The 20372-nt window shown below is 68.3% G+C and carries 18 protein-coding genes; 13 read left to right on the top strand and 5 right to left on the bottom strand.

The annotated features are described in order from the left end of the window. Positions 1-1023, bottom strand: a complete 1023-nt coding sequence (locus IW252_RS05330; protein WP_196835615.1) for a PhzF family phenazine biosynthesis protein — start codon at positions 1021-1023, stop codon at positions 1-3. Positions 1024-1162: 139 nt separating this feature from the next. On the opposite strand from IW252_RS05330, the gene IW252_RS05325 reads away from it, so the two are divergent. From IW252_RS05325 to IW252_RS05315, 3 genes are all read left to right on the top strand, one after another. Beyond that, positions 1163-2317 (top strand): mechanosensitive ion channel family protein, encoded by a 1155-nt coding sequence (locus IW252_RS05325; RefSeq protein WP_196835614.1) that lies wholly within the window; start codon positions 1163-1165, stop codon positions 2315-2317. A 124-nt stretch (positions 2318-2441) separates the two neighbouring features. Continuing rightward, positions 2442-3110, top strand: coding sequence for a YqaJ viral recombinase family protein (locus IW252_RS05320; RefSeq protein ID WP_196837119.1), 669 nt, complete (start codon positions 2442-2444; stop codon positions 3108-3110). A 145-nt stretch (positions 3111-3255) separates the two neighbouring features. Beyond that, positions 3256-4308, top strand: a complete 1053-nt coding sequence (locus tag IW252_RS05315; protein ID WP_196835613.1) for an ABC transporter substrate-binding protein — start codon at positions 3256-3258, stop codon at positions 4306-4308. A gap of 31 nt (positions 4309-4339) precedes the next feature. On the opposite strand, the gene IW252_RS05310 is transcribed toward IW252_RS05315, so the two are convergent. Then, on the bottom strand, positions 4340-5188 hold the full coding sequence (locus IW252_RS05310; RefSeq protein ID WP_196835612.1) for an MBL fold metallo-hydrolase: 849 nt from the start codon (positions 5186-5188) through the stop codon (positions 4340-4342). A gap of 26 nt (positions 5189-5214) precedes the next feature. Between IW252_RS05310 and IW252_RS05305 the strand changes: the two genes are divergently transcribed. From IW252_RS05305 to IW252_RS05295, 3 genes are read left to right on the top strand one after another with little or no spacing between them, the layout of a single operon-like run. After that, a complete protein-coding gene (locus tag IW252_RS05305) occupies positions 5215-6216 on the top strand; it encodes a FecCD family ABC transporter permease (RefSeq protein ID WP_196835611.1) in 1002 nt (333 codons plus the stop codon). Continuing rightward, positions 6216-7337, top strand: a complete 1122-nt coding sequence (locus tag IW252_RS05300) for a FecCD family ABC transporter permease (protein ID WP_196835610.1) — start codon at positions 6216-6218, stop codon at positions 7335-7337. Before IW252_RS05305 ends, IW252_RS05300 begins: the two co-directional genes overlap by 1 nt. Position 7338: 1 nt before the next feature. Beyond that, positions 7339-9267 carry an ATP-binding cassette domain-containing protein gene (locus IW252_RS05295; protein WP_196835609.1) on the top strand — a complete coding sequence of 643 codons (1929 nt, stop codon included), beginning with the start codon at positions 7339-7341 and terminating at the stop codon, positions 9265-9267. Between the two features lie 37 nt (positions 9268-9304). Here the strand turns inward: IW252_RS05295 and IW252_RS05290 are convergent, their stop codons facing one another. Continuing rightward, positions 9305-10408 (bottom strand): DUF418 domain-containing protein, encoded by a 1104-nt coding sequence (locus IW252_RS05290; RefSeq protein WP_196835608.1) that lies wholly within the window; start codon positions 10406-10408, stop codon positions 9305-9307. A 196-nt stretch (positions 10409-10604) separates the two neighbouring features. Here IW252_RS05290 and IW252_RS05285 point away from each other — a divergent pair, with 196 nt between their 5' ends. After that, positions 10605-12305, top strand: coding sequence for a gamma-glutamyltransferase (locus IW252_RS05285; protein WP_196835607.1), 1701 nt, complete (start codon positions 10605-10607; stop codon positions 12303-12305). On the opposite strand, the gene IW252_RS05280 is transcribed toward IW252_RS05285, so the two are convergent. After that, entirely contained in the window at positions 12302-13705 is a 1404-nt protein-coding gene (locus IW252_RS05280) for a glucose-6-phosphate dehydrogenase (RefSeq protein WP_196835606.1), read from the bottom strand. The genes IW252_RS05285 and IW252_RS05280 overlap by 4 nt on opposite strands. 120 nt (positions 13706-13825) lie before the next feature. Between IW252_RS05280 and IW252_RS05275 the strand changes: the two genes are divergently transcribed. The 5 genes from IW252_RS05275 to IW252_RS05255 all read left to right on the top strand — a co-directional run bounded on the left by IW252_RS05275 (position 13826) and on the right by IW252_RS05255 (position 17499). After that, positions 13826-14305, top strand: a complete 480-nt coding sequence (locus IW252_RS05275; protein ID WP_196835605.1) for a hypothetical protein — start codon at positions 13826-13828, stop codon at positions 14303-14305. 69 nt (positions 14306-14374) lie between these two features. Continuing rightward, a complete protein-coding gene (locus IW252_RS05270; protein WP_196835604.1) occupies positions 14375-15388 on the top strand; it encodes a pirin family protein in 1014 nt (337 codons plus the stop codon). A gap of 44 nt (positions 15389-15432) precedes the next feature. After that, a complete protein-coding gene (locus IW252_RS05265) occupies positions 15433-15798 on the top strand; it encodes a GNAT family N-acetyltransferase (RefSeq protein WP_196835603.1) in 366 nt (121 codons plus the stop codon). 7 nt (positions 15799-15805) lie between these two features. Continuing rightward, positions 15806-16375 carry an NADPH-dependent FMN reductase gene (locus tag IW252_RS05260; RefSeq protein ID WP_196835602.1) on the top strand — a complete coding sequence of 190 codons (570 nt, stop codon included), beginning with the start codon at positions 15806-15808 and terminating at the stop codon, positions 16373-16375. Continuing rightward, a complete protein-coding gene (locus tag IW252_RS05255; protein WP_196835601.1) occupies positions 16372-17499 on the top strand; it encodes a glutathione S-transferase family protein in 1128 nt (375 codons plus the stop codon). The genes IW252_RS05260 and IW252_RS05255 overlap by 4 nt, the downstream gene beginning before the upstream one ends. Before the next feature lie 123 nt (positions 17500-17622). On the opposite strand, the gene IW252_RS05250 is transcribed toward IW252_RS05255, so the two are convergent. Beyond that, positions 17623-19164, bottom strand: a complete 1542-nt coding sequence (locus IW252_RS05250) for an alanine/glycine:cation symporter family protein (RefSeq protein WP_196835600.1) — start codon at positions 19162-19164, stop codon at positions 17623-17625. A gap of 219 nt (positions 19165-19383) precedes the next feature. Here IW252_RS05250 and IW252_RS05245 point away from each other — a divergent pair, with 219 nt between their 5' ends. After that, the gene (locus IW252_RS05245) at positions 19384-20325 is read left to right on the top strand and encodes a ribonuclease HI family protein (RefSeq protein ID WP_196835599.1); all 942 of its coding nucleotides are present in this window, start codon (positions 19384-19386) and stop codon (positions 20323-20325) included. Positions 20326-20372: the final 47 nt, after the last annotated feature.

Below are 20372 nucleotides of genomic sequence, written 5' to 3'. Positions count from 1 at the left end.
TTAGGGAACCAGCACCGAGCCGTCGATGCAGGTCAGGCAGTCGCCAGCGATCCACAAACCGGCCTCGTCCTGGTGGACCTGCACGTAGCCAGCCCGGCCCACGCGGGTGCCCTGGCGCACGGTGAACGACGGCGCGGCGAGGTTCTCCGTCACGAGCCACCGCGCGAACCCGGCGTTGAGGCTGCCCGTCACCGGGTCCTCCGGCAGGGCCTCGCCGGGGCAGAACGCGCGCACCTCGTAGTCGGCCGGGACATGGGAGATCGCCGAGGCGAACGCCCCCATGCTGATCGCCCCGGTATCCGGCAGCGGTTCAAGTTCGGCACGTGTTCCCGACGGGCGGGCGGCCTCGTGCCGCGGATCGCGGCCCGTGTGAATGTTGCCCGACGGCGTCTCGAGGTGGGGCCCAATCACCCCGACCTCCAGCCCCTCGAGCGACGCAAAATCCGGTTCGATCCGCAGCACGGTCTCCGCGTCCCGCAATAGCAACCCGGCCCACTGTGGGCCGTTGGCCAACCACTGGTGACCGACGACGTCGTCCATGCGCAGCCCCAGCCCGGTCACGGCCCACTCCAGCACGTCGTCCTCCAGCGGGCCGGTGCGGTAGAACTGCGGGGCCTTCAGCGCCAACCGCGGCGCCGCCGCGTCCGGGTCCTCAATGCGCACCTCGATCAGCCCCGCCTCGCACTCCTGGACCACGACGTCGCCCGCCGCCGGGACGCCTCCGGCCTCGAGCCACGCGTGCGCGGTGCCGAGGGTGGGGTGCCCGGCGAACGGCAGCTCCGTCGTCGAGGTGAAGATCCGCACGCGGTAGTCGGCCCCCGCGGTGGTGGGCGGCAGCACAAACGTGGTCTCCGACAGGTTGGTCCACTGCGCGATGCGTTGCATGGTCTCGGTGTCCAAGTGCGTCGCATCCAGCACCACCGCCAGCGCATTGCCCAAGTACGGCACCGCGGAGAACACGTCGACCTGCTTAAAGTGAACGCGCGCGTACGGGGAATCCTGGTTCGGGGCAGAGGCAAGCATGATTGAATCGTGACACATTGGCTCGCCCGTCCGTACCACCACAGTGTTTCGTGACTGATCGTTTCGCCACCGGTGAAGCGTGGGGCCACTCATGGTTAGTTCACAGCGGGCGCGGCGCCGGCTATGTCAGGCTAGGGACATGCGTTCTCTTGTGTCCTCCTCGAGCTCGTCCCCGAGCGAATCCGCTGATCCCTTGATTGACCCGGACCGGGTGGTGCCCGGCGAGAACGGCCTGAGCGGCCTCACGGAATCGGCCACCTCCGGGCTGCCGGACTACCTCCAGCCGGTGGTCGGCATCGCCATTGCCGTGGTGATCGCGTTCATTGTCACGTGGGTGGGGATCACCGTACTGCGCAGAGTGCTGCGCAAACGCCCCGAACTGTTGGCGGATATGTCCCGGGCGCGCTGGCCCATCTTCTTCCTGCTCTGCGCCACGGGATCGCTCGGTGCGATCGGCGTGACCGCCCCCGACGCGAGTTGGTATGAGGCCGCGAACTTCCTGCTGTTGGCGGGCATGGTCGCCGCGTTCGCCTGGCTCCTCGTGGTGGTCCTGCACTTCGTCGAATCGCTGATGCTCTCCAAGTACCGCTCCGAGCAGTCCGTGGACGCCCGGCGCATGTCCAAAATGCGCACCCAGGTGGGATTGCTGCGGCGGGTGGCCGTCGCCGTCGTTCTGGTGCTGGCCGTCGCCGGTGTCCTGCTCATGATCCCGCAGGTGCGCGCGCTCGGAGCTGGCCTGTTGGCGTCCGCCGGCCTCATCTCGGTGGTGGCCGGCCTGGCGGTGCAGTCCGCGTTGACCAACCTGTTTGCCGGCCTGCAGATCGCCTTTACGGACTCGCTGCGCGTCGATGACACCGTGTTTGTGGAGGGCTCCCGCGGCAACGTGGAGGAGATCACCCTGACGTACGTGGTGGTCAAGCTGATCGACGAGACCCGGTTGATCCTACCCTCGACGTACTTCACGACGACGCCGTTCAGGAACTACTCGCGCGGAACCAACGACGTGGCTGGTGGTATCAGCATCGAGCTGACGTGGAAGGCGCCGGTTGATGTGCTGCGCTCCACGTTCCAGAAGGTCCTCGAGACCAACCCGCACTGGGATGGCCGGGACTCCGACCTGGCCGTCAGCGACGCCCGTGGCGGGTTGATGACCATCTTCATTTGGGTCACCGCCGCCAACGCTGGCGAGCTCTGGGAACTGCACAACTCGGTCCGGGAGGCCTTGCTCAAGGAACTGAGCGAGAACTACCCCGAGGCGTTGCCGAAGCCGATGATCCAGTCGGCGAGCGAATAGGTTTCTACTGCGACGCACTGACTTCGGGCCCCGGCGGCGTTGGCTGCCGGGGCCCGAGCGCGTGCTGGGGCAGAATAGGCGGGTGCCTGTGAATCCCTCCGCCCCCGTCGTCCCAGCACCACCGATCGGCGCCGGCGGGGACGGCCCGGCGCCCACGCGGCATGCGTGCCTCAGCCGCGTGGTGGCCGATTCCAGCGACCGCGTCAACTGGTTGCGTGCGCGGACCCGAGGAATTACCGCGACGGACGTGGCGAAGCTGTCCACCCCGCGGAGTATCGAGGCCGCGGCGGAGGCCAAACTGCACGGCTCAGGGTTCGCCGGTAACCCGTACACGGAGTATGGCCGGCAGCGGGAGCCCGTCATCGCGGCCTGGGTTCAGGAGCGGTTTGTCATCGAGCCGAGTTCCCTGTTGTTCCATGCGGCGTCCGAGGTCCGGCACCTGGCTACCCCGGACGGGATCGCCCTCCGGGCCGACGGGGCCGTGGAGCTCGCGGAAATCAAGACCACCAATAAGGCGTGGCGCACGATTCCCAAGCATTACCTGCGCCAAGTCTGGTGGCAGCAGTACGTCATCGGGGCCCAGCGGACGCTCTTTGTGTGGGAGGAGCACCGGGATTTCAGGCCGCTGCGCCGCGAGCCGCAGCACGTCTGGATTGACCGGGACGATGCGGCCATCGCGGATCTGATCTCCAACGCCAACCGGCTGATTGACCGGCTGCACGAGAAGACGCAGGCGTCCCGCGAGCGGGCCGCCCAACGCGCGGATTATGGTCCGGCGGCGTTGCATTACTGAGCCGGGTGTCCGTGCGGTGCTGCGTGGGCACCACGGGTGACAATTTCGTCACATCCGCTTTGCGTAATGGTGCTCACTGAGGCTAACCTTACTCAGGCGGCTACGTGGCCGCTGCATCAACCCCGCATTCACGCAAGGACCAGCTATGAACATCTCCCGCCGCGCCTCTCGTCGCGTAGGGCTGCTTGCCGCAGCCGCAGCCACCGCCCTGACTTTGTCCGCTTGCTCGGGCGCCGCCACGGGCGAAGACGCCCCGGCGGACGAGGAGGCCAGCGGCGCCTTCCCGGTGACCGTGGAGAGCATCTACGGCGAGACGGAGATCCCGGAGCAGCCCGAGACCGTCGTGACCGTCTCCTGGGTCAACGCGGATACCGCGCTGGCGCTCGACGTGGTGCCGGCCGGCATGCCGGAGGTCACCTGGGGCGGTAACGAGAACGGCAGCACCGACTGGATTGACGCCAAGCTGGAGGAGCTCGGCGCCCCGATCGGTTCCGAGGGCGCCCCGGAGCTCTACAGCGAGGCCGACGGCGTGAACTTCGAGGCCATCGCCGAGCTGCAGCCGGACGTCATCCTCGCCGGCTACTCGGGCCTGACGCAGGAAGATTACGACAAGCTCTCCAAGATCGCCCCCGTCGTGGGCCCGCAGAAGGAGAACTACCTCGCCTCGTGGCAGTCCGTTGCGGAGGCCACCGGCAAGGCTCTCGGCAAGTCGGAGGAAGCCGCCGCGCTCATCGAAGACGTCGAGTCCCAGGTCCAGGCCGTCAGCGACGAGCACCCGGCGCTGTCCGAGGCCACGTTCATCGCCGGTAACCTCGACACCGCGCAGAACATCGTCAGCCTGTACACGGGTGAGGACACCCGCCCCCGCTTCTTCAAGTCCTTGGGCATGACGGAGGCCCCCATCGTTGCGGAGAACGCGCCGGAGGGGCAGTTCTACTACGACTGGTCCGCTGAGCGTGGCGACGAGCTCGAGTCTGACGTCTTCTACACCTGGATCCCGGCGGGCACCACCGCCGAGGACGTTGCGGCCAACGAGCTGTTCGCCCAGATCCCGGCGGTCGGCAACGGCGGCCTGATCTACACCAACGATGACCACCAGACGCTCTCCATCTCCGCGGCCAGCGCGCTGAGCCTGCCGTGGGCCCTCGAGAACGTGGTGCCGGAGATGGCCGAGACGGTCGAGTCGGTCGTCGAATAATCGACGCGGTAGCTCCCCGAGCTTGTCGGCTTTAGGCGCCTTCAGTCCCGCGCAGGTACGCCACTTGCGCGGACACGGAGTGTTCCGCCGCGCCCCGCACCGCGGGATCGACGTCCGCGTACACGACGTCGGTCACCTCGGCCACGGACGCGGCGGAACCGTCGTCGTGCCCGGACTCCACCCGCTCGACGGCGTCGCGCACTTGGGCGAGCCGCTGGTTGCGGTGCGCCGTATACTCGCCGGCGATGCGGGCCAGGTCGGGGAGGGTGCCGCCGTGAGCCGGCAACACGGTGGCGGCGCCGAACCCGGCCAGGCGCTCGAGCGAGGCGAGGTAATCGCCCAGGGTCCCGTCGGGGAAGTCCAGGATGGTGGTGCCGCGGCCCAAAATGGTGTCACCGGTGATCATCGCCCCGTGCTGGCCGTCTTCCGGCAGGAAGAAGCTCACGGAATCGGACGTGTGGCCGGGCGTGGCTACCACGCGCAGGCTCACGCCGGCTTCCGTGATCAGTTCCCCGTCTCGCAGCGGTTCACCGAACCCGGCCGGGGTGTTGTGGGCCGGGTGAGGTGGCGCCGCAGGGCGGCAGAACTCGCTGAGGACGGCCCGCACGGGCGCGCCGGTGAGCTGGTGCAGCGCGTCGATCCCCGCGGTGTGGTCCGGGTGTCGGTGCGTGATGAGGATCAGCGCCACGTCCCCCAGGGCGGCCAGAGCGGCCACGTGGCCGGCGTCGTCGGGCCCCGGGTCCACCACGATCAGCGAGGTATGCCCGGGGAACCGAACGGCGTAAGATTGCGTGCCGTCGAGCGTCATCGCCGACGGGTTGGGAGCCAGCAGCAATGAAGCAAACGCTGACACGGGCTGTGGTGCGTGAAGATCGACCATTTGACCAGTCTAGAGAGAACCAACGCATGAGCCAGACGTTGCGCGGCACGGCCGTGGCACTGCTCCTGGCCGCTGCGGTGGTCGTGTTGGCTGTGCTCTCCGTCACGGTAGGAGCCCGCGCCACCGGTCCCGCCGTGGTGTTTGAGGCCCTGACCGCCTTCGATCCGTCCAACACGGACCACGTCATCATCCACTCGCGCATCCCGCGCACCGTGACCGGGCTCGTGGTGGGCGCGGCGCTGGCGCTGGCGGGCGCCGCGATGCAGGGGATGACCCGCAACCCGCTGGCTGACCCCGGCATTCTCGGGCTCAACGCGGGCGCGGCCCTCGCGGTGGTGCTGGGTATCCACTTTTTCTCGGTGGCGACCGTCTCCGGCTACATCTGGTTCGCGTTCGTCGGCGCGGCCGCGGCCGCCGTCGTGATCTATGCCGTGGCCAGCCTGGGGCGGGAGGGGGCGACCCCCATCAAACTCGCGCTGGCTGGCGCGGCGTTGGCCGCCGGGCTCAGCTCGATCATGCACGCGGTGCTGTTGCTGGACCAGACGGCTCTGGACGGGTTCCGCTTCTGGCAGGTGGGCACGCTGGGCGCCCGGTCCGTGGCCGACGTCGTCACCCTGTTGCCGTTCTTCGCCGCCGGCGCGTTGCTGATCCTCGGATCCACGCGCTTGTTTAACGCGCTGGCGTTGGGGGACGACGCCGCCACGGGCCTGGGCGTGCGCGTTGGCCGGGGGCGGCTCATCGCCGGACTCGGCGTCGTCCTCCTCGCGGGTGCAGCGACGGCGCTGGCCGGACCGATTGCCTTCCTCGGCCTCGTTGTCCCGCACGCGCTGCGCCTGATGGTCGGTTCCGACTACCGCGTCCTGCTGCCGTTGAGTGTGCTCGCCGGGCCGGTGCTGCTGCTCGGCGCTGACGTGCTGGGCCGCATCGTGTTGCCGCCGAGCGAAGTGCAGGTGGGCGTCATGACGGCCGTGATCGGCGCGCCCGTCTTCATGTGGCTGATCCGCACCCGGAAGCAGGTGAACCTGTAATGTTCCAGCGCGCTAGTTCCCGCTCCGCGTCCCGCGCCGCTACCGCGAGCGCCACCGCACCCGCCGACGCCAACGCCACCCGTGAGGCCGTCTTGAGTGCCAGCGTCGGTGCGGACGGTACGGCCACACAGCGGGCCTCGCGCCGGGTGCGCCGGGTCCTGGCCGGGCTCATCGCCGCCGTGATCGTCCTGTTCATCGCCCGCGTGGTGCTCGGTGATCCGGTGGTGTACCTCGATCAACTGTGGCTGATCCTGACGGGGGAGACCGTGCCAGGGCTCAGCTTCATCGTGACCGAGCACCGCGGCCCGGCCGCCGTCGTCGGTGCCCTCGCCGGTGCCGCGCTGGGGCTGTCCGGCACCATCTTCCAGACGCTGCTGCGCAATCCGCTGGCCAGCCCCGATGTCATCGGTGTGGGCTACGGTGCGGCGACCGCGGCGGTCGCCGGCATGCTGGCGCTCGGAATCACTGGGCCGGCGCTGAGCCTGTTCGCATTCGCCGGTGGCCTCGTGGTGGCACTGTTCGTGTACTTCATGGCGGAAAGCGGTAAGAACACCGGTGGACGCTTTATCCTCATCGGCATTGGCGCGGCCGCGATGCTTCAGGCCGTCATGAACTATTTGCTGACCCGCACCGATGTGCGTGCGGCGGGCGACGCGCTGCACTGGCTCGTGGGCTCCCTGAGCTCCAGCACGTGGGACCGGGCGGCCGTGCTGGCGGCCTGCCTCGTCGTGCTCGCCCCGCTCACGGCCCTGGCGGTTTCGAAGCTGAGGATCCTGGAACTGGGCGATGACGCGGCCACCAGCTTGGGCCTCAACGTGCGGGGCACCCGCGCCGCGCTCGTGGTGCTCGGCGTCGCCCTCAGCGCGTGCACCATTGCGGTCACCGGGCCGCTCGCGTTCGTCGCGTTCTTGGCGGGACCGCTGGCCCGCCTCCTGACGCACCGCACCAATTTTGTGGCCTCCGCACTGGTTGGCGCGGCGCTGGTGCTCGCCGCCGACTTTGCTGGAGCCAATCTCTTCGGGGACGTCACCCTCCCGGCAGGGGTCATCACCGGTGCGCTCGGCGCGCCGTTCCTGCTGTGGTTGCTGGTGCGCTCCAACAAACAAGGAATGGGAGGCTGACATGGCCCAACTGCAAGCCCAGGCCCTGAGCCTGGGGTATGACAAGTCGATGATCGTCAACGATCTCAGCCTGGAGCTGCCCACCGGCGAAGTGACCATGATTGTGGGCGCCAATGGCTGCGGCAAGTCCACGTTGTTGCGTGGGCTCTCCCGGCTGCTCAAGCCCTCGGCCGGCTCCGTGGTGCTGGACGGCAAGGACATTCATACCCAGCCGGCGCGGGAGATCGCCAAGGTGCTCGGCCTGCTGCCGCAGACGCCGATCGCCCCGGACGGCATCACCGTGCGCGAGCTGGTGGGGCGGGGCCGTTACCCGCATCAGGGCTGGTTCCGCCGCTGGTCCGGCGAGGACGACGACGCCGTGGCGCGCGCCATGCACGCCACGGGCACCGAGGAGTTGGCGGACCGCGCGATTGACGAGCTGTCGGGCGGCCAGCGCCAGCGCGTGTGGATCGCCATGGCGCTGGCCCAGGAGACGGACCTGCTGCTGCTTGACGAGCCGACGACCTACCTCGACGTAGCGCACCAGCTGGAGGTTCTCGACGTGGTCGCGGATCTGAACCGCCGCCGCGGGACCACCGTGGCGATCGTGCTGCATGACCTGAACCTCGCGGCCCGCTACGCGGATCACCTCGTCGCCTTGAAGGAGGGCGGTATCTACGCTCAAGGGCACCCGGCCGCCGTCGTCACGGAGACGATGGTGCAGGACGTCTTCGGCATGCCCTCGCGCGTGATCCCCGATCCGGTGGCTGGCACCCCCTTGGTGCTGCCGATTGGACGCAACCGGGTGGTGCGCGGGACAAACCACGATGAGAACGCCTCACGGGCGGCGGCCGGGGGCCGCTCGACGGGAACCCTGCCGCAGTTGAACGCCCCGCAGGATGCGCCCACTACCGTTAGCGCCGCGTCGCCGGCCGAGGCACCTACCGGCGATCTGAACGATGACGGGCTGAAGCCGGCGTTGGAGGCCTGCCAAGCGCTCGCGTTCACGCTGACCACCGTCGCCGCCACCACCATCAGCCCCAATTACCGGCGTGTGACGTTCACGGGGCCGGACCTTGAGCACTTCGGGACCGGCGGGCACCCGTTGGACCTGCGCATCAAGCTGGTCATCCCGGGGCCGGAGGCCAGCGCGGACCATTTTGCGCGCCTGCGTCCTGACGGCCGCATTGCCGAGGCAGACGTGACCGGCTGGTACCGGCATTGGCTGCAAAAGGACCCCGCGGATCGCGGCTGGATGCGGACCTATTCCATCCGCTCGTTCCGCGCGCCCGGGCATCCCGGCAATGTCGGCGAGTACGCGGAGATCGACATCGACTTCGTGCTGCACGTGGCCCGGGAGAACGGCAAGCTGGTCGGCGGTCCGGCCTCGGTCTGGGCCGCCGAGGCGGAGCCGGGCCAGCACGTCACCATGATCGGCCCGAACAAGCATTTGGTGAAGCCGGACTACGCGGGGATCGAGTTCAAACCGGGCTCCGCGCGCCGCATCCTGCTGGCTGGGGATGAGACGGCGGCACCGGCCATCTGTTCCATCCTCGAGACCCTGCCGCCGGGCATGACCGGCAATGCGTTCATCGAGGTCCCCAGCGTGGACGATATCCAGGGCTCGTTCACCCGATCGGGAGTCTCCGTGCAGTGGCTGCCGCGCGGCTCCCGCCCCCATGGTGAGCTCCTCGGCACGGCGGTGCGAGGCGCCGTCGCCATCCCGGCCGCGGGCGCAGTGGTGGCCGGGCAGGAACCCGAAGACGTTGACATCGACGAGACCATCTTGTGGGAGCCGGCCCAGGCGGCCGATGCGCCCTTCTATGCGTGGCTCGCCGGGGAGGCCGGAACCATTAAGGAACTGCGCCGTTACTTGGTGCGAGACGCGGGCATCAACCGCAAGCAGGTGTCCTTCATGGGCTATTGGCGGCGCGGTAAGGCGGAGATGTAGCCGCGGGCTGTCGTCGCCGGGTCCGCCGCGCCCGTGCCTAGCCGCGGGACGAGCTGCGGGATCGCGGCCAGCGGAACAGGAACTCGAGCGGGCCCGTGGCGAAGAAGCGCGTCCAGACGGACGCGAAGATCAACGCGGCCACGGCCATGACGAGGGTGATGAGGATGCCCTCGGCTAGGGTGTGCGGTTCTGGGCGGACCCACGCGGCGAGCACCAGCAAATGGCCGACGTAGACCGTCAGGGAGAGCCGCCCGGCAGCGCACAGGAATTTCAAGCGCCGGGCGACGACGTCCTCGGCCAACAGGAAGATCCCCAGGATCAACACGGCGCTTCCGGTGCCGGAGATGAGCCACAACGGCATTTGCGAGTGGTCGACGGCGGAGACGAGCTTGGTCCACCCCGCGGGCTCGCTCGGTTCGCCAAGAAGGACAATTAGGATCTGGGAGAGCACGTAGGCGATCAGCGCCGTGGCCGCTCCCGCGACGGCCAGGCGCACTTGGACGCGGCGGGCCCGCAAGTCGGCGCGGCCCAAGAGCAGGCCGAGCACGAACGGGGCGATCCAGACGACGGCGGGGTAGGAGCCGGAGAGCACAATTCCCTCGAGGATGTCCCGAGGCGCGTCCGCGAGGACCGGCTGCGTGAAATCGTACGTCTGTCCCGTCGCGCGTTGGGCCAGCAACCAGATCAGCGGACCCGCCAGGGTCGAGGCTGTTGCGATGACGGCCAGGGTCAGGTTGGAGCGCCGCAATAACGGCATGCAGATCAGGAACAGAAAACCGTAGGTAGGCAGAATCACGCTGACCTCGTGGTCCAGCATCTGCAGCGCCAGCCCGCCCACCAGCAGCAGGGCGGCCCGCCACAGAATGGTCTGCCACGGCAGGTGTCCTCCCGGCTGCCGGGCCGTGCGGGTCAAGATGGACATGCCGACGCCGGCGAGCACCATGAACAATAAGGACGCGCGCCCGGCCGGGAGTTGATAGAGCAGTCCAACGGGTCCCTCGACATCACGGGGCCCGACGTTGACGGCCATCATGCCGACGATCGCGACCGCCCGGGCGGCGTCGAGCGCTGCCACACGGCCCAGTGACGGCCGCGCCGGGTGGGACCCGGGCGCCGGGCTGGAAGCGGTGGTGCGTGTCATGGGGCGAGGTCCCGCCTGACTGATCGGAAGGCCAACGGTGATTGATGTTGATCCTAGGGTACGGGCCTGAATGCTGCGTTCAGGTTGACGTGTTGCAATGGGGCAGCGGCCCGGATGAGAGCCGGGACACCACGCCTGAGGGTCGCCACGGCGCGCTGATCCGTGGCCCTGGCCGGAAAAACGAGGAAGGCCCCGCATGAAGAGAACTGCCCCCGTCACCGTCACTGTCCTGCTCTTGGCCACCGTGGCGTGCTCCGCACCGGCCCCGGAGCCTGATCCGCGTTCCGCGACCCCTAGCTCGTCAGCACCCGTTGCCCCGAGTCCCAGCGCCCCAGCCAGCGAGTCCGCGCCGGCGAGTGAGCCTGCTGAGGCTGAGCGGCTGCTGCAGGAGCACGGGGTCGCAGCGGCCCATCCCGCGGCGGTGGACGCTGGAGTGCAGATGTTGAACGCTGGCGGCAACGCGGCCGATGCCGCCGTGGCCACCGCGTTCGCCGTCGCCGTCGTCGAACCCTTTGCCTCCGGGATGGGCGGGGGCGGTTCCGCCGTGCTGGCGCAAGCCGGCCACGAGCCGGTCACTTACGACTACCGCGAGGTCGTCAATGAGGCGGGGGAGGTGCCGGAATCGGGCACCGGTATTCCCGGGTTCGTCGATGGCATGGCGACCCTTCACGCTGAACATGGCGAACTGGAATGGTCCGAGGTGCTGCAACCCGCCATTGACGTGGCCCGGGAGGGGTTTGCGGTGACGCCGTTCTTGGCGCACCGGATTGAGTCCGACGCCGGTCCGGCCGCCGTGGCGGGCCTGGAACAGTTTGAGTCCGGGTTCGGGCGCGTGGGCGAGGGGGATCAGTTGGTGCAGGAGGAACTGGCCCGGTTCATGGAGGTCTTGGCGGCTGAGGGCGCGGACGCGTTCTATACCGGTAGCTTGGCGGATCAGCTCGCCGCGGTCGAGGGGATCGATCGAGCCTCGCTAGCGGCCTATGAGACGGAGAAACTGGAACCGGTCCGCGGGGAATTCGGCGAGTATGAGCTGGTCTCGATGGCCCCGGCGTTGCCGGGAGCGGCGGTCATCCAGATGCTTCAAATCGGTGAGGCCGCCGGCGCCGCGGACCACGCCCCGGGGTCCGCCGATTACATTGACACGCTGTCGGCGGGATGGACTGTGGCTGAGGACAATGTGGCCACGCGTTTCGGTGACCAGCGCTTCGTGGACGTCTCCACGGACGCCATGACGGATGCCGCCCGGAATGCGCAACTGGCTGAGTCCGTCGTCGAACCCGCCGCGGCACCCCGTGGGGGCAGCGCGGCGAACGAACCGGCTGAGATCGTCGCCGGAAACACCACCCACCTCAGCGTGGTCGACTCTGACGGCTTCACCATCTCGATGACCAACACCATCACCAATTTTTGGGGCGGTGGGACCACCGAAAGCGTGGGAGGTTTTTTCCTGAACAATCAGCTCTCCCGGTTCACCTCTGACCCGAGCGCGGCGAATCGGCCCTCGCCGGGCCGTAAGTCGGTGAGTTGGGCGGCGCCGACCATGGTGTTGGACGGCGAGGGGCGGCCGGTCTTGGCCTTGGGCAGCCCGGGCGGTCACCAGATTCCGAACATTCTCACCTCCGTCCTGGTGCCGTGGGCACTGCAGGACGCCCCACTGCAGGAGGCGATCGATGCGCCGAGACACCACCTGCAGGATGGCACCCTAGCGCTCGAGTCGCCCGCCTCCGCCGATGTGGCCGCGCTGATCCAACGCCGCGGCTGGGACAGCCGGGTCACGGGGCGGCTCGATGCGGTGTTTGGATCGGTGCAGGCGTTGGAGATCGACTACGCCTCCGGCAGCGTCACGGGCGCCAATGACTCTCGCCGCGAAGCGGCGCACACCGTCGACGCCCCCTAGCTTTGACGCGCGCCGGATGCGCCCGCCGTGGGCCAGCTCGAAGGGCCCTGCGAGCCGGCAGGGTATTCCTCCAGCGGGACGTCGTCCGCGTCCCACGCGCGCTGGACGGGTTCGAGGATCCGCCAGCACTCTTCCGCCGCATCGCCGCGCACGGCCAACCGGGGGTTGGCATCCAGCATGGAGGACAGGACCTCGCCGTAGGGTTCCAACTGGCCCCCGCCGAGTTGTCCGGTCAGGTCCGTGCGGCCGAGCGTAAACGCGTCGCCCGCACCGTTCGTGGTGAGGGACAGCGTGAAAGAGTCGGGCCGGAGGTCGATGGTCAGCGAGTCCGGTGTGTCTTGGCCCAATAGGCCGTCGGGGATGTGTGCTGGCGGCTTGAAGTGGATCACCACCCGCTTGCGAATCTCGCCGAAGGCCTTCCCGCTGCGCAGGATGAAGGGCACGCCAGCCCAGCGGTGGTTGGCGATGTCCACCTGAACCTCCGCTAGCGTCTCCGTGCCGAGGTCCGGATCCACGCCCTCCTCGGCCGTGTAATCCGGGACCTCGCGCTCGCCGATGGACCCGGCGGTGTAACGGGCGCGGCGGGAATGCTCCGCCGGGTCGACGATGCGGGCCGCGCGTAGCACTTGCCCGATCGCATCGCGCAGGTCCCGCTCGCCGACGCTGGCGGGAGGATCCATCGCGACGACCGCCATGACCTGCAGAAGGTGGGACTGAATCATGTCTCGGAGGGCGCCGGCGTGGTCGAAGTACCCGGCGCGGCCCTCAAGCGTCACCATCTCGTCGTAGATGATCTCCACCGATTCGATCGAGTCCCGGTTCCAGACCGGCTCGAACAGTCGGTTGGTGAACCGCAGGCCCAAGAGGTTTAGCACCGTGTAGAGGCCCAAGAAGTGGTCGATTCGGAAGACCCGCTCTTCCGGCACGGAGCGGGCGAGGGTCCGATTGAGCTCTCGGGCGGAGTCGGCGTCGTACCCGAACGGCTTTTCCAAGGCGAGCGTGGTCTGCTCGGGCAAGCTGACGTTGGCCAACGCGGCGCACGCCTTGGCCGTGATCTGCGGTGGCAGCGCACAGTAGATGACCAGCGGGCCGTCGCCGGCGGCGTCAAGGGCACGCTGCAGTCCATCCGCGTCCGTTGCATCGGCCGCGATGTAGGCAGTGTCGCCAAGGACCCGTTCAGCCTCGGCGCCGGCGTCGACCTTCGTGAAGGCCTCCCGCACGCGGTCGCGCCACGCGTCCTCGTCCATGTCCGGCAGGTCGGAGCCAAGCACGCGCACCCGCCGATCCGTCTCCACGGTCAGGAGGGTCGCGAGGCCGGGCAGCAGCAGGCGAGAGGTCAGGTCGCCGGAAGCGCCCAAAATGAGGAGGGTCGTGGTGGTCTGCGCATCGCTCTGACTCATACTCCTACTCTGGCATGCCCGACGCCGGCGCGGCAGGTGGGGTGCCCGCTGCGGCCAGGGTGAACGTCATTCAGGGCTTCGAACCACACGACGTCCTGAGCGGCCGGTAGGCTACTGGCCATGCTCGCCTCCCTGATGGACTTGCCGCCGGTACCTCTGAAGACGTTCGCCAAGCGCCTGTGGTGGGCGCTCGCGGCGAGTATCGGAGGGTCCCTGCTGATCGGCCTCCTCTCCTTCGGCTCGCTCGTGATCCTCACGGCCTTCTTCTCCGCCGGCTTCTTCGTGGCGTTCCTACTGCTGATTCTGCTCCTGCGGCCTGCTCTGCTGAGGCACGCCGAGACCTTGGAGTCCTCCCGCAAGTGGCGCATGCTGACGGTGTTCTTCACCGCCGTCGGCGCCTATGCGCTGGGTTTTGCCGTGTGGCTGCTGCAGTTTACGGCCGGTGCGTTCTTGACCGGGGCACCTGTGCAGTTCCCGGACGGGCCCACGTGGGCGCTGGTTGCCTACGCGATGACGCTGCCCGCCGCCGTGGCCGTCCTCACCGCGTGGTTGCTGGAGATTTTCGGTGCCCGCCGCCCAGCGGAGCGGCCGGAAAAGTAACGGGCCAACGCCGGGACTTTGCGTTGAAGCCCACAGACGCCGGGCCGGTCCACGCGCTAGGCTTTCGCCATGAGTGACCTTGAGCTGGCCCCGGAGGCCGTCACCTGCGCCCCGGGGGATGAGTGTGAGGGCGTGAAGGTGCTCTCCCCACGGGACGTGCCGCTGGGCGGGATTCGGCACATGTCCGTGCGCCGCACTCTGCCCCAGCGCGAGCGCAGCCTCATTGGTCCGTGGTGCTTTCTGGATCACTACGGTCCAGACGACGTGGCGCACACCGGCGGCATGAATGTGCCGCGTCATCCGCACACCGGGTTGCAGACCGTGAGCTGGCTCTTCACCGGCGCCATCGACCACCGGGATTCGGCCGGGTTCGCCGCCACGGTGCGCCCGGGCGAGGTCAACCTGATGACCGCGGGCCGGGGCATCAGTCACTCGGAGTTTTCCACCGCGGAGACCACCGTTCTGCACGGGGCTCAGCTGTGGTTGGCCCTGCCGGAGAGCGCCCGGCACATGGAGCCCACGTTCGAGCATTACGCCCCGGAACCCGTCCAGCGCGCCGGCGCCGTCGTGCGCGTCTTCCTCGGTTCACTCGCCGGCAGCGAGTCGCCGGTGACCACGCACCACCCGACCCTGGGCGCGGAGATCCTGCTGGAGCCGGGCGCCGAGCTGGTCCTCGACGTGGACCCGACCTACGAACACGGCCTCCTCCTAGACTCCGGCGACCTTGAATTGGACGACGTGGCGCTGCCCAAGGATCATCTGGCCTACCTGCCCACCGGGCGCCAGGGGCTCGTCCTCACGGCCGGAGAACGGCCCGTGCGCGCGCTCCTGGTCGGGGGGACACCGTTTGGCGAGCGCATCGTCATGTGGTGGAACTTTGTGGGCCGCGAGCACGAGGAAATCGCCGCCTACCGTGCGGCCTGGCAGGCGGAAATCGGCGCGGAACCTGCCGATCCGCCGTCGTCCGGGGTGTACGACGACGGCGCACCGGTGCCGCGGTACGGCACCTTCCCGCCGAGGGAGCCGGCCGCGCTGCCGGCGCCCGCGTTGCCCAATGCGCGCTTGCGGCCGCGCGAGCAGTGACCGCGAGCCATGACTCTGACCGCTTCAACCTCACAGGAGACCCGTTGACCGAGCACGGCACGACCTTTACCGTCCACCACGATTCGCGGGCGCGGCAGTTCCAGCTCCTCGATGACGCCACCGGCCAGGTCGTCGGGCGGGCACACTACCTGCCGCATGGCCCCGCCGCGGACCAGCGCGTCTTCTTCCACACGGTGGTCGAGGACGCCTACTCCGGCCGCGGCCTCGCCCACGTGCTCGGCCGCGGCGCCCTAGAAGCGACGATTGCCGATGGGCTGAAGATCGTGCCTGTCTGCCCGTTCATCAAGGGTTTCATTGCCAAGCACTCCGATGAGTTTGGCGAACACGCCGTCCCCGTCAAGCCAGCCCACCTCGAGGCCGTCCGCGGCGCCGGAGCCACCGAGGACTAGGAGGAACATGCTCAGGATCGCCGTCGTTACCGGGTCCACCCGCCCATCCCGCCTCAACCCCCAAGTGGCCCAATGGGCTCACGAGGTCGCCGCGCGGGTCAGGCCGGACGTGGAGTTCGAGTACGTGGACATCGCCGACTACGCACTGCCGCTGTTGGATGAACCGCTCCCCGCCGGTAGCGGCGTCTACGAGCGGGAGCACACCAAGGTCTGGTCCGCCAAAATGGCCTCCTTTGACGCGTACGTGTTCGTCACCGCCGAATACAACCACGTGCCGTCGCCGGCGCTGCTGAACGCCATCGACTTCCTCTTCGCCGAATGGGCGGATAAGTCGGCCGGAATCGTCTCCTACGGCGGCGTTAAGGGCGCCCGCGCCACGGAGGTATTGCGTCAGCAACTGTCCGCCGTCGGTATCGCCCACGTGCAGAAGACGGTGGCGTTTGCCTTGGGAGCGGACTTCGACGAGGGCACCTTCACGCCGTCGCCCAGCGCGGAAAGGGCCATGAAATCGATGCTAGATCAGGTCATCGCGTGGGGCCGTGCCCTGCAGACGGTGCGTGAGCAGGAGGAATCATGAGCGCAGAACACACCCAGAACAACAACGAATTTTCGACCAAGGGGGCCTACGTCACCGGGGGAGAATTCACGCGAGACACGAACTACATTGAGGACCGCGTGGTCGCCGATCCGGACGCGATCCGGGCGCTGCCCACCGCCGAGTCCAGCACGATCGGCCAGGTGGGTGCGGGACTGACGGATGGCGCCCACGCGTGGCCGGTGGAGGCGGGCCGGTACCGGCTCGTGGCCGCCCGGGCCTGCCCATGGGCCAACCGGGCGCTGATTGTTCGGCGCCTGTTGGGGCTCGAGGACGCGCTCTCCCTCGGCACCCCCGGCCCGACGCACGACGCGCGCTCGTGGACGTTCGATCTGGATCCGGACGGACGGGACCCGGTGCTTGGCACCGAGCGGCTGCAGGAAAACTACTTGGCCCGCTTCCCCGATTACCCGCGTGGCATCACGGTCCCCGCGATCGTGGACATCGAAACTGGCGGGGTGGTCACCAACGACTATCCGCAGATGACGCTGGACTTCTCCACCCAGTGGACGGCCTTTCACCGGGAGGGCGCGCCAGACCTGCTCCCGGCCGACAAGCTGGATGACATGTTTCCGGTCATCAAGCGGATTTTCACCGAGGTCAACAACGGTGTCTACCGCTGCGGCTTCGCGGGCAGCCAGGAGGCCTACGCGGAGGCCTATGGCCGGCTGTGGACCGCCATGGATTGGCTGGAGGAGCGGTTGAGCCGCCAGCGGTACCTTATGGGGGAGAGCATCACGGAAGCGGACATCCGCCTCTTTACCACCCTGGTGCGGTTTGACCCGGTGTACCACGGCCACTTCAAGTGCAACCGCAACAAGCTGGAGCAGATGCCAGCGCTGTGGGGGTACGCGCGGGACCTCTTCCAGACCCCGGGCTTCGGCGACACCATCGACTTTGAACAGATCAAGCGCCACTACTACGTCGTGCATGAGGATGTGAACCCCACCCAAATCGTTCCCGTGGGCCCGGACCTGTCCGGCTGGCTCAGCGAGCACGGGCGTGAGGAGTTGGGCGGCCGACCGTTCGGTGACGGCACGGCCCCGGGCCCTGTGCGCGAGGCCGAACGCGTCGAGGCTGGCCACAACCCGATGTACCCCGCCTAAGCTGGGCAGCCGAGGCGGCTGGCACCCAGCCGCCGGACACGGAAAAGCCGGCGTCCCGCCGTCGTCCAGATGAGGTACGACGACGGGACGCCGGCTTTCGTGTGTCCGAGCCGGGGGGGAGGATTAGACCCCGGCAGTGTCCCGCTTTGCGCGGTCCGACTCGTACGTCTCCCAGAACGTCGCGCCGGTGATGCCGAGCTTGGACGAGTTGAACACCGGATCCAAGCCGAGCTTCTTCTGCTGCTCGTAGTCCTTGAGGACCTTGAACGCCGGCTGCTGCAGGATCAGGATGCCGATGATGTTCAGCCACGCCATGAGGCCCACACCGATGTCGCCCATCGCCCACGCGTCCGAGGCGGTGTTGATGCAGCCGTAGGCCACGGCGACGAGGATGGCGATCTGCAGGGCCATGGTGGTCACGCGGCCCACCGAGGCGTTGATGCCCGGAATGAGCTTCTTGGAGGCCTGGCCCACGATGAAGCGGAGGTTGGTTTCCGCCATGTAGTAGTACGCGATGATCGTGGTCAGGCAGAAGAAGATCAGCGAGACCGCGATGAAGGAGGAGCCGAACCCGGCGAAGACGCTATCGAAGCCCTCCTGGGCGAACTGCGGGCCCACGGTGGCGGTCGCGGAGAGCATCCCGCCCTCGGCGATCACGTTGCCATCCTCGGCGCCGTTGTCGAAGACGCGGTAGGCGCCGGTGGAGAGGATGAGGAAGCCCGTCGCGGAGCAGACGAACAGGGTATCCACGTAAACCGCGAAGGACTGCACCAGGCCCTGCTTGGCCGGGTGGGACACCTCAGCGGCGGCGGCCGCGTGCGGGCCCGTGCCCTGGCCGGCCTCGTTGGAGTAGACGCCGCGCTTGACGCCCCACATCACGGCCAGACCGATCACGGCGCCGAAGGCCGAGTCCATGCCGAACGCGCTGCGGAAGACCATGGCGATGACCTCGGGCAGCTGGGCAGCGTTGACGAACACGACGATCAGGGCCAGGACGATGTACGCGACGGCCATGAACGGCACCACGATCGTGGCGAAGTTCGCGATGCGCTTCACGCCGCCGATGATGACGAACGCCAGGATGATCACGGCACCCACGGCGACGACGCCGGAGGGCACGGTCCAGGCGCCGTCGATGGCTGTGGCCATCGAGTTGGACTGCACGCCGGGCAGCAGCACGCCGCAGGCGAGGACGGTGACGAACGCGAAGATGTAGGCGTAGACCTTGAAGAACCCGGCGGCCTTGGTGTGGGCCAGTGCGCGGGACAGATAGTAGGCCGGGCCGCCGCGGTACTCGCCGGTCAGCGGGTCACGCGTCTTGTAGAGCTGCCCCAAGGCCGACTCCACGAAGGAGGTGGAGGCGCCAAGGAAGGCCACCATCCACATCCAGAACAGGGCACCCGGGCCGCCGAAAGCGATGGCGGTGGCGACGCCGGCGATGTTGCCGGTGCCGACGCGGCCGGAGAGGGACAGGGCCAGCGCCTGGAAGGAGGAGACGCCGGAGGGGGAACGCTCGCCGCGGATGAGCTGCTGAATCATTCCCTTGAAGTGCCGCACCTGCAGGAAACGGGAGCGGATGGAGAAGTAGACGCCGGTAGCGAGGCAGAGATAAACCAGCCAGTCGCTCCAGATCACTTCATTGATGGAAGCTAAGACTTCGCTCATGGTGTGAGGATCCTTCGTCGAAAGTGCTAAGTGATGCGCTTAATCATGCACTTGATTGATTGCAATCGTGTTGCAGGCCACGCAAAAACCTGTGAAGTGTCTCACAAAATGGTGGTGAGGGCTAGCTCACGCGGCGGCAGGCGCTCGGCTCGGTCGGGCCTGCGGCCGCGGGGCGCTCTGCGTTCCGGCCCGTCAGGACGCCGTGGCAGGATGGTTTGCATGACGATCATCGCTGCAGCGGATGGCTCCGCCCTCGGCAATCCGGGGCCCGCCGGGTGGGCCTGGTACATCGACGACGACCACTGGCGCGCTGGCGGCTGGAAGCACGGCACCAACAACATGGGCGAGCTCATGGCGGTTTTGGACCTGCTGCGCGCCACCGCCGACCGCCCCGCCGAGCCGCTACACATCCTCTGCGACTCGCAGTACGTCATTAACTCGGTGACCAAGTGGATGCCGGGCTGGAAAAAGAAGGGCTGGAAAAAGTCCGACGGCAAGCCGGTGCTCAACGTGGACCTCCTGCAAGAGATCGACGCCGCCCTGGTGGGCCGCACGTACGAATTCGAATGGGTCAAGGGCCACGCCGGGCACGCCATGAACGAGGCCGCGGACGTGCGCGCACGGGCCGCGGCCACCGCCTTTCAGCAAGGCCGGGAGCTCGACGCGGGTCCGGGCCTCGGCGGCGGCCCGGCGGCGGAGACGGTCCAGCAGCCGGCGGCACCCGCCGTAGAGAGCGAGCAGGACCACCTGTTCAGCAGCTTTGAGGACGTGCAAGAGGCCGGGGCGGGCACCGCGGAACTCGACGCGGTCGTGACGTTAGAGCGGGAGCTCATGGAGCCGTCCGTCCGCGCGGATTCCTCCGCTGTGGCCTATCTGCTGCATCACGACTTCCTGCAGGTCGGCTCCCGCGGCACGGTGCACGACCGAGACGCGGCCGTCGCTGCGCTCGCCGAGGCGGCGGGTGCCCCGGCGGGGACGTTTGAACTGCTCCACGCCAGCGCGGTGCCCGCGGACGGGGCGGGCGCAGACGCCCATCCCCTTGGCGCCCACCTGACGTACCGGATCGCTGGGGCGGGATACGCCCTCATCGTCTCCTCCCTGTGGGTCCGCCAAGATGACCGCTGGCGCTTGCGGTTTCGCCAGTCAACCCCGGAACGCTAAAACCCCCGCAGGGCCCCGCGCGAGGCCCCTTCTCGCTGCAATCGTTG

This window comes from Zhihengliuella flava (assembly GCF_015751895.1).
GTDB lineage: Bacteria > Actinomycetota > Actinomycetes > Actinomycetales > Micrococcaceae > Zhihengliuella > Zhihengliuella flava.
The sequence above is the reverse complement of the archived record's forward strand: the minus strand, read 5'-3'. Positions and strand labels throughout refer to the sequence as shown.

Bases quoted from the DNA above. Each gene is read 5' to 3' on its own strand.
- IW252_RS05250 (WP_196835600.1), bottom strand. From the start codon at position 19,164: ATGAGCGAAGTCTTAGCTTCCATCAATGAAGTGATCTGGAGCGACTGG.
- IW252_RS05245 (WP_196835599.1), top strand. From the start codon at position 19,384: ATGACGATCATCGCTGCAGCGGATGGCTCCGCCCTCGGCAATCCGGGG.
- IW252_RS05325 (WP_196835614.1), top strand. From the start codon at position 1,163: ATGCGTTCTCTTGTGTCCTCCTCGAGCTCGTCCCCGAGCGAATCCGCT.
- IW252_RS05270 (WP_196835604.1), top strand. From the start codon at position 14,375: ATGAGTGACCTTGAGCTGGCCCCGGAGGCCGTCACCTGCGCCCCGGGG.
- IW252_RS05280 (WP_196835606.1), bottom strand. From the start codon at position 13,705: ATGAGTCAGAGCGATGCGCAGACCACCACGACCCTCCTCATTTTGGGC.
- IW252_RS05285 (WP_196835607.1), top strand. From the start codon at position 10,605: ATGAAGAGAACTGCCCCCGTCACCGTCACTGTCCTGCTCTTGGCCACC.
- IW252_RS05305 (WP_196835611.1), top strand. From the start codon at position 5,215: ATGAGCCAGACGTTGCGCGGCACGGCCGTGGCACTGCTCCTGGCCGCT.
- IW252_RS05330 (WP_196835615.1), bottom strand. From the start codon at position 1,023: ATGCTTGCCTCTGCCCCGAACCAGGATTCCCCGTACGCGCGCGTTCAC.
- IW252_RS05275 (WP_196835605.1), top strand. From the start codon at position 13,826: ATGCTCGCCTCCCTGATGGACTTGCCGCCGGTACCTCTGAAGACGTTC.
- IW252_RS05255 (WP_196835601.1), top strand. From the start codon at position 16,372: ATGAGCGCAGAACACACCCAGAACAACAACGAATTTTCGACCAAGGGG.
- IW252_RS05260 (WP_196835602.1), top strand. From the start codon at position 15,806: ATGCTCAGGATCGCCGTCGTTACCGGGTCCACCCGCCCATCCCGCCTC.
- IW252_RS05295 (WP_196835609.1), top strand. From the start codon at position 7,339: ATGGCCCAACTGCAAGCCCAGGCCCTGAGCCTGGGGTATGACAAGTCG.
- IW252_RS05290 (WP_196835608.1), bottom strand. From the start codon at position 10,408: ATGACACGCACCACCGCTTCCAGCCCGGCGCCCGGGTCCCACCCGGCG.
- IW252_RS05315 (WP_196835613.1), top strand. From the start codon at position 3,256: ATGAACATCTCCCGCCGCGCCTCTCGTCGCGTAGGGCTGCTTGCCGCA.
- IW252_RS05310 (WP_196835612.1), bottom strand. From the start codon at position 5,188: ATGGTCGATCTTCACGCACCACAGCCCGTGTCAGCGTTTGCTTCATTG.
- IW252_RS05300 (WP_196835610.1), top strand. From the start codon at position 6,216: ATGTTCCAGCGCGCTAGTTCCCGCTCCGCGTCCCGCGCCGCTACCGCG.